An 11,854-nucleotide genomic window follows, 5' to 3' on the forward strand; every position below is an offset into this window, starting at 1 on the left:
GCAGCCTGCAGCCAATATGGGCCAGCAGGGTTACTCGGCCAGCGGACTGGCAGTCACCAGCAACGCCGCCAGCGCCATGTTCTCCAGGAGCGGGCGGGCCGACTTGATGGCCATCCGCCGGCCGTGGTTACGGACGGAGTGCGGTGTGGAGTTGATCAGGCCGAACGTCGCGTGGGCGCGCATGCGAAGGTCGGCCGTGTCCGTTGTGCCGTGGATGCCCGCGAGCACGTCCACCCACACCTCCACGTAGCTGCGCTGCAGGGCCCGCACCTGTGCCTGGTCCTCGCTGGTCAGGTTACTGAAATCCCTGTCCTGCACCCGGATCACGTCGGGGTTGCTGAGGGCGAAGTCCACGTGGAACTGCACCAGCCGGGCCAGTGCCGCGGACGGATCGGCGGCGTCGGCAACCACGTGGCGGCCGCCGTCGAGCAGGTCCTGGCTGACGGTGAGCAGCAGCGCACCCAGCACGGCCTGCTTTCCGGGGAAGTGGCGGTACACGGCTGGCCCGCTCACGCCGGCCGCGGCGCCGAGGTCCTCGAGGGACACGCGGTTGAACCCGTTGACAGCGAAGAGCGTGGCTGCGGCGGACAGGAGGGCCTGCCGGCGTGACTCCTTCGCCCGGCTGCGCTGCGTACGGACGGATGTCTCAGTGCCGGCTGCGGCCTGGACAGGAGCGGCGAGCTCTCCGTGATCTGTGGTGGGCACATTTCCTCCTCGGAACCCAAGAACTCTACCAACATCCTGTGTTGGACATCACAGTTACTAGAGACTAACCTAAACTCAGTTACGAGGCACTAACCGAAATGCGGCAGGACTGCCGCCGGAGGTGCCCGGGAATGGAAGCGGTCAATGGAGACACTCGCCACCCGGCTGGATACCGCCGGCAGCGCATTCGAGGCCAACAGCCTCGCGCAGCGCGCGCTCGCGGATGAGCTGCGGAAACGTCTTGCCACCACGGCGCTGGGCGGGCCGGAAAGATCCCGCGAGCGGCACATGGCGCGTGGCAAGCTGCTTCCGCGGGAGCGCATCGACCGCCTTCTCGACGACGGCAGCCCCTTCCTGGAGATCGCCCCGCTGGCGGCTAACGGCATGTACAACGACGATTCACCGGGCGCCGGCATCATCGCGGGCATCGGCCTGGTGCACGGCCGCCACGTGCTGGTGATTTCCAACGACGCCACCGTCAAAGGCGGCACCTACTATCCCCTGACGGTGAAGAAGCACCTCAGGGCCCAGGAGATCGCGCTCGAAAACCGGCTGCCGTGCGTCTACCTCGTGGACTCGGGCGGGGCCTTCCTCCCCAAACAGGACGAGGTCTTCCCGGACAAGGAGCATTTTGGCCGGATCTTCTTCAACCAGGCCAGAATGTCCGCGGCCAAAATTCCCCAGGTCGCCGCCGTTCTGGGCTCCTGCACCGCAGGCGGCGCCTACGTTCCGGCGATGAGCGATGAAACGGTCATCGTCCGCAACCAGGGCACCATCTTCCTGGGCGGCCCGCCCCTGGTGAAGGCCGCCATCGGCGAGATCGTCAGCGCTGAAGAGCTCGGGGGCGGCGACGTGCACTCCCGGATCTCCGGCGTCACAGACCACCTGGCCGAAAACGATGAGCACGCCCTGCAGATCGTCCGCGACATCGTCGCCACCTTGCCGCGGCCTGCCGCGCCGGCCTGGGAGGTGGACACCGCCGTCGAACCCGTTGCCGAGCCCGGCCAGATCTACGGCGCCGTCCCCACCGACGTTAACGCGCAGTACGACGTGCGCGAGGTGATCGCCCGGCTGGTGGACGGCAGCCGCTTCCACGAGTTCAAGAAGAACTACGGCCCCACCCTGGTGACCGGATTCGCCAGGCTTCACGGACATCCCGTGGGCATCGTGGCCAACAACGGGGTGCTGTTCAGCGAGTCGGCACTCAAGGGCGCCCACTTCATTGAGCTGTGCGACCAGCGCGGCATTCCGCTGCTCTTCCTGCAGAACATCTCCGGCTTCATGGTGGGCAAGGACTACGAGCAGGGCGGGATTGCCAAGAACGGCGCCAAGATGGTCACCGCGGTGGCCACCACTCGCGTGCCCAAGCTGACAGTGGTGATCGGCGGGTCCTTCGGTGCCGGCAACTACTCGATGTGCGGCCGGGCCTATTCACCGCGCTTCCTGTGGATGTGGCCGGCCAGCCGGATCTCGGTCATGGGCGGGAACCAGGCCTCGAGTGTCCTGGCCACCGTCAAGCGCGACCAGTTCGAGGCGGCCGGGCAGGAGTGGTCCGCCGAGGATGAGGAAGCCTTCAAGGCCCCCATCCGGCAGCAGTACGAGGACCAGGGCAGCCCCTACTACTCCACGGCGCGGCTCTGGGACGACGGCGTGATCGACCCCGCGGACACCCGCACCGTACTGGGCCTGGCCCTCGACGTCGTCTCCCGCGTCCCGCTGCCGGAGACCTCCTTCGGCCTCTTCCGAATGTGAGCCCGAGATGACCAACGAAACAATGTTCCATACCGTCCTCGTGGCCAACCGCGGCGAGATTGCCTGCCGGGTGATCAGAACCCTGCGTGCCATGGGCATCCGTTCGGTTGCGGTCTACAGCGATGCCGACGCCGGTGCCCGCCACGTGCGCGAAGCTGACGCCGCAGTCCGGATCGGCCCCGCCGCGGCGGCCCGGAGCTACCTCAACATTGACGCGATCATCAGGGCCTGCCAGGAAACCGGCGCCCAGGCGGTGCACCCCGGCTACGGGTTCCTGAGCGAAAACGCGGACTTCGCCAGGTCACTGGAGGCCGCCGGCATCACTTTCATCGGCCCCGGGGTGGAGGCCCTGGACGTCATGGGCGACAAGATCCGCTCGAAGAACCATGTGGCAGGGTACGGCGTTCCCGTGGTCCCGGGCATCGCCGAGCCCGGCATGACCGACGAGGAACTGATGGCGGCCGCCCCGGGCGTGGGTTTTCCGCTGCTCATCAAGCCCTCTGCCGGCGGCGGGGGCAAGGGAATGCATGCCGTGGAGCGCCCGGAGGACCTGCCGTCCGCCCTGGCCACCGCGCGGCGAGTGGCTGCGGGCGCATTTGGAGACGACACCCTGTTCCTGGAACGGCTGGTGAGGTCCCCGCGGCACATCGAGGTGCAGGTGCTGGCCGATACGCACGGAAACGTTATCCACCTGGGGGAACGTGAATGCTCCCTGCAGCGGCGCCATCAGAAGGTCATCGAGGAAGCGCCGTCCCCGCTGCTGGAGTCGCTGCCCGACGGCGAGGCCGTCCGGGCGAAGATCGGTGAGGCCGCCTGCAACGCCGCCCGCAGCGTCCACTACACCGGCGCCGGCACCGTGGAGTTCCTCGTTTCGGACGAGTCCCCGGATGAGTTCTTCTTCATGGAAATGAACACCCGGCTGCAGGTGGAGCATCCCGTGACGGAAATGGTCACCGGCATCGACCTCGTCGAGTGGCAGGTGCGCACCGCCGCCGGCGAGGAGCTGACAGTCCAGCAGGACGACGTCGTGCTCGCCGGGCACTCGGTGGAGGCGCGGGTGTACGCCGAGGTCCCCGAGAAGAACTTCCTGCCGTCGACGGGAACCGTGCTCCTGCTGGATGAGATGCCTGGGCCGGCGCCCCGCTCCAGCGCCCCCGTCCGTGTCGAAGCCGAAACAGCCCGGGGACGCGTCCGGGTGGACTCGGCGCTGCTGGAGGGCCTCGAAATCTCTTCGAGCTATGACCCGATGATCTCCAAGGTCATCGCGTGGGGTGAGGACCGCGCCGCCGCCCTCGACACCCTGGACGAGGCGCTCGCCGGGTACACCGTCCTTGGCATCGATACCAACGTGGAATACCTGCGGCTGCTGATCGATGACGACGACGTCCGCGCCGGCCGCCTCGACACCGGCCTTATCGAGCGCAAGATGCCGGAGTTCTCCTTCCGCCGTGCAGGCGACATGGAGGTAGCAGCGGTTGCCGTCTATGTCGCTGCTGCGCAGGAGCAAGACGCCCAGGCCGCCGGGACAAACCCGTGGAAGCGCCGCGACGGGTGGAGGCTTGGCGCCCAAGCCCCACTGCGCATCAGTTTGGGGACGCCCGGCGGCGGTGTCGCCACGGTTGAGGTGTACGGCTCAGTAGGGCAAGGCACCGCGGCAGTGGCCGTCGACGGCGGACCGCAGCGCACGGCCTCACTTCGTTTCCCGGAACGCCACCACGCAGAGCTGACTCTGGGCCACGAAGCCCGGGTGTACTCGCTCGCCCCGGTGCACAAGGGGCCCGTACCCCCGGGTCCCGACAACACGGTGCCGACGGAGCTCTTCCTGGGCAGCGGTGGCTGGGCTTGCCGGCTGGAGGTGCTCACCCGCGAGTCCCGCCTGGCGCGGGTGCTTGCCGCCGTCGAACGGGAAGAGGGCGCAGCCGATCCGGAAGTCCGGTCACCCATGCCCGGGACCGTCGTCTCCGTCGCTGTGCACGACGGCGACCCGGTGACGGCGGGACAGGTGCTGCTGTCCGTGGAGGCCATGAAGATGGAGCACCAGCTCGTGGCCGAGGTCGCCGGCACCGCCCATATCACCGTCACCACAGGGGACCTGGTCAAGGCCGACCAGGTCGTTGCCACCATTCACGCGGACCAGCCAGCCGGCCCCGAAACGGCGGGCTCCGCAACCCAGGATCCAACAGAAGAACGTAAGGAGGCCTAGCCGTGGCCGATTTTGACCTCAGCGAGGAATACCAGGACCTCAGCAAGACCGTCCGCGAGTTCGCCGACGAGGTGGTGGCCCCCGTCTCCACCAAGCACGATGAGGAACACAGCTTCCCCTACGAGGTGGTGGCGCAGATGGCGGACATGGGGCTGTTCGGACTGCCGTTCCCGGAGGAGTACGGCGGCATGGGCGGCGACTATTTCGCCCTGGCCCTCGCCCTGGAACAGCTGGGGCGGGTGGACCAGTCCGTCGCCATCACGCTGGAGGCAGGGGTGTCCCTCGGCGCCATGCCCGTTTACCGCTTCGGCACGGAGGCACAGAAGCAGGAATGGCTGCCGCTGCTTGCATCCGGCAAGGCGCTCGCCGGCTTCGGCCTGACCGAGCCGGAGGCGGGCTCCGACGCCGGCGGCACGAAGACCACGGCCCGGCTCGAAGGCGACGCAGACGCCAAAAACTGGGTCATCAACGGCAACAAGGAATTCATCACCAACTCGGGAACGGACATCAGCAAGCTGGTCACGGTCACCGCCGTCACAGGCCAGCAGGAACGCAAGGACGGCAGCATCAGGAAGGAGATCTCCACCATCCTGGTGCCCACCGACACGCCCGGCTTCAAAGCTGAGAAGGCCTACAACAAAGTGGGCTGGAATGCTTCGGACACGCATCCGCTGACACTGCGGGACGTCACCGTACCCGAGGCGAACCTGCTGGGGGAGCGGGGCCGCGGCTACGCCAACTTCCTGTCCATCCTGGACGAAGGCAGGATCGCCATCGCGGCCCTGGCCACCGGCGCCGCGCAGGGCTGCGTGGATCTGTCGGTCCGCTACGCCAAGGACCGCAGCGCCTTCGGGACCAATATCGGCAAGCACCAGGCCATCGCCTTCAAGATCGCCCGCATGCAGGCACGGGCCCATACGGCCCGTCTTGCCTACTACGATGCGGCCGCCCGGATGCTCGCCGGCAAGCCGTTCAAGACGCAGGCGGCCATAGCTAAGATGGTCGCAGGCGAGGCGGCCATGGACAACGCGCGGGATGCCACCCAGGTATTCGGCGGCTATGGCTTCATCAATGAGTTCACCGTGGCGCGCCACTACCGGGACTCCAAGATCCTGGAGGTCGGGGAGGGCACCACGGAGGTCCAGCTGATGCTGATCGCCCGGGAACTGGGGCTCTAGCGGCCCCGGTGGCCGTGTCTGCCGGGAGTCTGTGTTTGTCGAAGGTCTGTGGAGACGCCGAAAGGATCAACGATGATTGACAAGGTTGTTGCCAGCGCTGACGAAGCGGTCGCCGACATATCCGACGGCGCGTCGCTCGCCGTCGGGGGTTTTGGACTGTGCGGGATCCCGGTGGCGCTCATCGATGCCCTCCACCGCCATGGCACCAGGGACCTGGAGACTGTCAGCAACAACTGCGGCGTTGACGACTGGGGGCTGGGAATACTCCTCCGGGACGGCAGGATCCGCCGGACTGTCAGCTCGTACGTGGGGGAGAACAAGGAGTTCGCCCGGCAGTACCTCGCCGGCGAACTGGAGGTGGTCCTCACCCCGCAGGGCACCCTGGCCGAGAAGCTGCGCGCAGGCGGCGCCGGCATCCCCGCTTTTTACACGAAGGCGGGGGTGGGGACGCAGGTGTCCGACGGCGGCCTGCCGCAGAAGTACGACGCCGACGGCGGCATCGCCATCGCATCCCCGGCCAAGGAAGTGCGGAGCTTCGACGGCGTCGACTACGTCCTCGAGGAATCACTGACCCCTGACTACGGCCTGGTCCACGCCTGGAAGGGCGACCGCCACGGGAACCTGGTCTTCCACGCCACAGCCATGAACTTCAACCCGCTCTGCGCCATGGCAGGACGGATCACTATCGCGGAGGTGGAGGAACTCGTGGAACCGGGCGAACTGGATCCCGAGCACGTCCACCTGCCCGGCATCTTCGTCCAGCGGGTGGTGGTGGTGCCCGAGTCCGAGAAACGCATTGAGAAGCGGACGGTGGCGCTGTCCGCGGCATCCGCAGCCCAGCCGGGCAGCACCGGCACGGCACAAACCACCGGCACGGCAGGAAGCACAGGAACCAGCGAACAGGCAGGAGCGTAGCCATGGAGTCGAACAGCTCGCAGGGGGCGCCCCCGCGCCCCGAGGCCGTCCGTCACGAGTACCGGCGTGCAGCATCCTCCCACCCCGAGGGCAAGGGCTGGACACGCAACGAGCTCGCCGCCCGGGTGGCCCAGGAGCTGAGCAACGGCCAGTACGTGAACCTCGGCATCGGCATGCCCACCCTGATTCCCAACTACATCCCGGCCGGCGTTGAGGTGGTCCTGCACTCCGAAAACGGCATCCTTGGCGTCGGCCCCTACCCCGGCGAGGACGAGGTGGACCCGGACCTCATCAACGCCGGCAAGGAGACCGTCACCGTTAACAAGGGCGCCGCGTTCTTCGACTCCGCGCAGTCCTTCGGCATGATCCGCGGCGGCCACGTGGATGTGGCAGTGCTCGGCGCCATGGAGGTGGCCGCCAACGGGGACCTCGCCAACTGGATGATCCCCGGAAAGATGGTCAAGGGGATGGGCGGGGCAATGGACCTGGTCTTTGGCGCCAAAAAGGTGATCGTCATGATGGAGCACGTGGACCGCAGCGGGAAACCGAAGATCGTGGAACGCTGCTCGCTGCCTTTGACGGGCAAGGCCTGCGTGGACCGGATCATCACCGACCTCGCTGTCTTGGACGTCACCCCCGACGGGCTGGTCCTGCGCGAACTGGCCCCGAACGTGTCGGCGGAGGATGTTGCCGCGGCCACCGGTGCGGAGCTGTTCGAGGAAGACCAGGAACTCACCGTATGAGCGCGGTTTCGACAGGCTCAACCACCGGCGGTGCGCGTGTCATCGAGCAGCGCGGGCTCTACTTCGAGGAGCTCGAGGAAGACGTCGTTTACGCCCACCGACCCGGTCGGACCGTCACGGAGACGGACAACGTGCTGTTCACCACCATGACCATGAACACGCAGGGGCTGCACCTGGACGCGGCCTGGAGCGCGGGCCAGCCCTTCGGCCAGCGGCTGGTGAACTCGATGTTCACGCTGGCGACGGTGGTGGGGCAGTCCGTCGGCCAGCTGACCCAGGGCACCATCATTGCGCAGCTGGGGCTGACGGACGTCTCCTTCCCGCACCCGCTCTATCACGGTGACACGCTTTATACGGAGACCGTCATTACCGGGAAACGGCTGTCCGGCTCACGGCCGGGGCAGGGCGTAGTCACCATGCAGCACACGGGGCGCAACCAGGGCGGAACGGTGGTGGCGCTGGCCACGCGGAGCTGCCTCATGTGGACGCGCGATGCGCATATAGAGGCGCAGCGGGGCAAATAATCGGACAATGAGTCTATGACTTTTGTGATGGGCCCCGCCCTGCTTTTCTGCCCTGCCGACCGTCCCGAACGCTTCCAAAAGGCCGCCGAACGCGCCGACGCCGTCATTCTGGACCTCGAGGACGCCGTAGCGGCGCCGGACAAGCAGCGGGCACGGGGCGCCATCCTGGCCCAGCTCGGCGGCTCCGGCGAGGGCCCGGAGCTGGATCCCAGCCGCACCATCATCAGGATCAACCCGGCCGGCACCGAGGACTTCGAAAAGGACCTGCACTGCCTGGCCCACACCCCCTACCGCACCGTCATGCTGGCGAAGGCGGAGAGCGCCAGCCAACTCCGGGCCCTTCCGGACTTCCACGTGATAGCCCTGTGCGAGACGGCCGCGGGTGTGGTCCACGCACCCGCCATTGCCGCCGAACCCAACGTGGTGGCCATGATGTGGGGGGCGGAGGACCTGCTTGCGTTCCTCGGCGGCACGTCCAGCAGGAACGACGACGGCGGCTACCGCGCTGTTGCGCTGCACGCCCGCTCCTCGGTGCTCCTGGCAGCGGGCGCAGCCGGCAAGCAGGCCGTGGACGCGGTCTACGTGAACATCCCCGACCTTGACGGGCTCGCCGCGGAAGCCCGGGACGCCGCGGCGTCCGGGTTTGGCTCCAAGGCCTGCATCCACCCCAGCCAGGTGGCCGCCGTCCGGGCCGCCTACGCACCCTCGGGCGAGGAGGTGTCCGCCGCCACGCACCTGCTGGAGGCAGCAAAGCAAGCCGGGGCGGGCGTGTTCCAGTACCAGGGCCGGATGATCGACGGCCCCATCCTTCGGCACGCGGAGTCGGTGCTGCGCAGATCAAAGTAGCCCCAGGGCCCGGTAGCCTGCCGTGAGCCGTGTATCAGGGCCCGGCAGGCCGCCGTCGGCCCCGCTATCTTTGGAACGCCATCATTTCCCTGCCCGCAGGGAAATGGGCGGGATCGCCTCGTAGAGCGGCGTCCGGATCCAGCGCTGGCCGGTCTCCCGGAACTCCGCCCGGGTGGCGAAGCGATAGAGGTAGGTGCGGGCGCGTACCCAGCGGGGGCGTTCGCCGTCGAACGGGTCACGGCGCAGCAACCGCAGCATCGCTGTATCAGCTTCCAGCAGTTTGCCCAGGAAAGCGTAAAACCATTCCTCGTGGATGGTGCGCAGGGGCAGGAACCACATGAGCCAGTCCAGCCGCAGATGGTAGGGAGCCCATTGGCGGGGCAGCCGGCGCACGTCGCCGGGTTTTCCCTTGAAGCCGTACTCGCGCCAGTCGGCGGCGTCGTCCGGTTCGTCGTCCAGGGTGCCCTCCACCGCCACTTCGATGCGCTGCTTCGTCACGGTGCCGAACGCGCCGTACGTGTTCACCAGCTGCCAGCGGTTGAAGCTGGCGTTCATCAGCTGGTAGTGGGAGAACAGGTTGCGGATGGGCCAGTAGCTGAGGACCACCAGGAGCAGCGAGGCGGCCAGCGTGATGAGAAGCCACCACAGCGGCGTCTCCCCGGTGGTGTGCCAGTCCAGCGGAATGATCGGCAGCACCGCATGCGCCACGGAGTCGCTGACGCCGGCGAAGGCCAGCACGATCGCGATCCAGTTGAGCCACGCGAAGTTGCCGCTGGACACCAGCCACAGCTGGGTGAAGATGATGACGCCCGCCGCGATGCTGCCCAGCGGCTGGGGCGCGAAGAGGAAGAACGGCACCACCAGTTGGGCGAAGTGGTTGCCCACCACCTCGAGCCGGTGGAATGGCTTCGGCAGCAGGTGCGCCTGCCGGCTTAGGGGGCCCGGCATCGGCTGGGTCTCGTGGTGGTAGTACAGGGCCGTGAGGTCACGCCACTCCCGGCCGCCGCGGATCTTGATCATGCCGGCACCGAATTCCAGCCGGAACACCAGCCAGGCCACGAGGATCAGGATGGTCCGGGGCGGATCGGTCTGGTCGGAGCCCAGGAAGGCCACGGTGAAGCCGGCCTCCAGCAGCAGCATCTCCCAGCCGAACCCGTAGAACGTCTGCCCCACGTTGACCACCGACATGTAGAGCAGCCACAGCGCCAGGAACGCGATGAGCGGCAGCCATGGCGGGCCCAGCTGGGGGAGGCCGAGAACCAGGAGGCCGGAGATGGCCAGCCCCATTGCGCAGACGGCCCGGAACAGCCGGTCTGAGTAACGCCAGCGGAACAGGGTTGGCCTGCGCATCCGGCTGAACGATTTGAGGTAGTCCGGAACCGGAAGGAGGCCGCGCTCGCCGAGAAGTGCGGGGAACTGGTTGAGGGAGGAGAGGAACGCAACGAGATAGAGTGCGGCGACACCGCGCTGCAGCACCTGCCGGGCGAATTCATAGTCCGGCGCATCGAACCACGCGGCCCAGTCCACGGGCACCACGTTACCCCGGCCCGGAAGCGCGTCAAGGTGCTGCCGGTTGCCCTGGATGGGCTTCCCTGCCGTTGGTGTTGCGGCTCGGAGGATGCTCACCACATTGCCAAAAATGGCCGCTCCGCAAGTCCCTCCTGCGGCCCTTTATGGCAATTCGATCAACACCCAGCTACGCCGGCCGTGGAAGCGCTCCGCGTTCGGCGGCCGGCGGCGGTGCGAGATACTTAAGGCATGCAGACTTCCGGCTCCAGCCGTCCAGCCAGCCAGCCGCGCACCATCGTCATTCTCGGATCCACCGGTTCCATCGGCACCCAGGCGATTGACGTCGTCGACGGCGCCCCGCACCTTTTCGAGGTTGTGGCGCTGAGCGCCGGGGGCGGCAACCTCGAACTTCTTGCCCGGCAGGCCGTGCATACGCGGGCCGGTGCCGTGGGCATCGCCGACGGCGATCCCGGGCGCCTCCGGGACCTGATCAATGACGCCGCGCGCGCAGCGGGGATCGGACAGTACCGTCCCGAGATCATCGCCGGCCCCGACGCCTCGGCCAGGATCGCTGCCGTGAAGGCGGACGTGGTGCTCAACGGCATTACGGGCTCGATCGGGCTGGCGCCCACGCTCGCCGCACTGGAATCCGGCGCAACCCTGGCGCTGGCCAACAAGGAATCCCTGATCGTTGGCGGGTCGCTGGTCAAGGCCGCCGCAGCGGAGGGGCAGATCGTGCCGGTTGACTCCGAGCACTCGGCCATCGCGCAATGCCTGCGCTCCGGGACCGCCGCAGAGGTGGACAAGCTCATCCTGACTGCCTCGGGCGGGCCCTTCCGCGGCCGTACCCGCGAAGAGTTGTTCGCCGTGACCCCCGAAGAAGCGCTGGCCCACCCCACCTGGGACATGGGCCTGATGGTCACCACCAACTCGGCCAGCCTGGTGAACAAGGGCCTGGAAGTCATTGAGGCGCACCTGCTGTTCGACATTCCCCTGGACCGGATCGACGTGGTGGTCCACCCGCAGTCCGTGATCCACTCGATGGTGCAGTTCGTGGATGGTTCGACCATTGCCCAGGCGTCGCCGCCGGACATGCGCCTGCCGATTGCGCTGGGCCTGGGCTGGCCGGACCGGGTGCCCAGCGCGGCCACGCCCTGCGACTGGACCCGTGCCACCAGCTGGACGTTCGAGCCGCTGGACGCCGTAGCCTTTCCCGCCGTCCGGCTTGCCAAGGACGCCGCGGGACTGGGAAGCACCTATCCCGCAGTGTTCAACGCCGCCAACGAGGAAGCCGTCGTGGCTTTCCACGCAGGCAGGATCCGGTTCACGGACATCGTGGACACCATCGAGGCCGTCCTCAGCGAACACTCGGGTTCCTCCGGGCTGACGGTCGGATCCGTGCTCGATGCTGAGAAATGGGCACGTGCGCGCACCCACGAACGTTTAGCAGTGAGCAGTCTCTAGGAAGCAGCAGATCTC

10 protein-coding genes are annotated in these 11,854 nt (G+C 67.5%); 8 read left to right on the forward strand and 2 right to left on the reverse strand.

Annotation, left to right across the window (positions count from 1 at the left end; genetic code table 11):
* Positions 1-30 precede the first annotated feature (30 nt).
* Entirely contained in the window at positions 31-705 is a 675-nt protein-coding gene (locus ACFRAU_RS18085) for a TetR/AcrR family transcriptional regulator (protein ID WP_377994184.1), read from the reverse strand.
* A gap of 144 nt (positions 706-849) precedes the next feature.
* On the opposite strand from ACFRAU_RS18085, the gene ACFRAU_RS18090 reads away from it, so the two are divergent.
* The 7 genes from ACFRAU_RS18090 (at position 850) to ACFRAU_RS18120 (ending at position 8,866) form a co-directional block, all read left to right on the forward strand.
* Entirely contained in the window at positions 850-2,457 is a 1,608-nt protein-coding gene (locus ACFRAU_RS18090; RefSeq protein WP_378000944.1) for a carboxyl transferase domain-containing protein, read from the forward strand.
* A gap of 7 nt (positions 2,458-2,464) precedes the next feature.
* The gene (locus ACFRAU_RS18095; RefSeq protein WP_378000945.1) at positions 2,465-4,660 is read left to right on the forward strand and encodes an acetyl/propionyl/methylcrotonyl-CoA carboxylase subunit alpha; all 2,196 of its coding nucleotides are present in this window, start codon (positions 2,465-2,467) and stop codon (positions 4,658-4,660) included.
* Positions 4,661-4,662: 2 nt separating this feature from the next.
* Positions 4,663-5,838, forward strand: a complete 1,176-nt coding sequence (locus tag ACFRAU_RS18100; protein WP_377994187.1) for an acyl-CoA dehydrogenase family protein — start codon at positions 4,663-4,665, stop codon at positions 5,836-5,838.
* Between the two features lie 72 nt (positions 5,839-5,910).
* Entirely contained in the window at positions 5,911-6,753 is an 843-nt protein-coding gene (locus ACFRAU_RS18105) for a CoA transferase subunit A (protein ID WP_377994188.1), read from the forward strand.
* Positions 6,754-6,755: 2 nt separating this feature from the next.
* Positions 6,756-7,496: a CoA transferase subunit B gene (locus ACFRAU_RS18110; protein ID WP_377994189.1), complete on the forward strand. Its 741-nt coding sequence runs from the start codon at positions 6,756-6,758 to the stop codon at positions 7,494-7,496.
* Positions 7,493-8,020 (forward strand): MaoC family dehydratase, encoded by a 528-nt coding sequence (locus ACFRAU_RS18115; protein WP_377994190.1) that lies wholly within the window; start codon positions 7,493-7,495, stop codon positions 8,018-8,020. The genes ACFRAU_RS18110 and ACFRAU_RS18115 overlap by 4 nt, the downstream gene beginning before the upstream one ends.
* A gap of 15 nt (positions 8,021-8,035) precedes the next feature.
* Positions 8,036-8,866: an HpcH/HpaI aldolase/citrate lyase family protein gene (locus tag ACFRAU_RS18120; RefSeq protein WP_377994191.1), complete on the forward strand. Its 831-nt coding sequence runs from the start codon at positions 8,036-8,038 to the stop codon at positions 8,864-8,866.
* An 81-nt stretch (positions 8,867-8,947) separates the two neighbouring features.
* On the opposite strand, the gene ACFRAU_RS18125 is transcribed toward ACFRAU_RS18120, so the two are convergent.
* Positions 8,948-10,393, reverse strand: coding sequence for a lipase maturation factor family protein (locus ACFRAU_RS18125; RefSeq protein WP_377994209.1), 1,446 nt, complete (start codon positions 10,391-10,393; stop codon positions 8,948-8,950).
* Positions 10,394-10,624: 231 nt separating this feature from the next.
* On the opposite strand from ACFRAU_RS18125, the gene dxr reads away from it, so the two are divergent.
* A complete protein-coding gene (dxr, locus tag ACFRAU_RS18130) occupies positions 10,625-11,839 on the forward strand; it encodes a 1-deoxy-D-xylulose-5-phosphate reductoisomerase (protein WP_377994192.1) in 1,215 nt (404 codons plus the stop codon).
* The last annotated feature ends 15 nt before the right edge of the window (positions 11,840-11,854 follow it).

This window comes from Arthrobacter sp. NPDC056691 (assembly GCF_042791415.1).
Taxonomy (GTDB): domain Bacteria; phylum Actinomycetota; class Actinomycetes; order Actinomycetales; family Micrococcaceae; genus Arthrobacter.

Excerpts from the sequence above, each read along its gene's own strand:
- ACFRAU_RS18110 (WP_377994189.1), top strand. The coding sequence starts at position 6,756 with ATGGAGTCGAACAGCTCGCAGGGGGCGCCCCCGCGCCCCGAGGCCGTC.
- ACFRAU_RS18105 (WP_377994188.1), top strand. The coding sequence starts at position 5,911 with ATGATTGACAAGGTTGTTGCCAGCGCTGACGAAGCGGTCGCCGACATA.
- ACFRAU_RS18090 (WP_378000944.1), top strand. The coding sequence starts at position 850 with ATGGAGACACTCGCCACCCGGCTGGATACCGCCGGCAGCGCATTCGAG.
- ACFRAU_RS18120 (WP_377994191.1), top strand. The coding sequence starts at position 8,036 with ATGACTTTTGTGATGGGCCCCGCCCTGCTTTTCTGCCCTGCCGACCGT.
- ACFRAU_RS18095 (WP_378000945.1), top strand. The coding sequence starts at position 2,465 with ATGACCAACGAAACAATGTTCCATACCGTCCTCGTGGCCAACCGCGGC.
- ACFRAU_RS18115 (WP_377994190.1), top strand. The coding sequence starts at position 7,493 with ATGAGCGCGGTTTCGACAGGCTCAACCACCGGCGGTGCGCGTGTCATC.
- dxr (WP_377994192.1), top strand. The coding sequence starts at position 10,625 with ATGCAGACTTCCGGCTCCAGCCGTCCAGCCAGCCAGCCGCGCACCATC.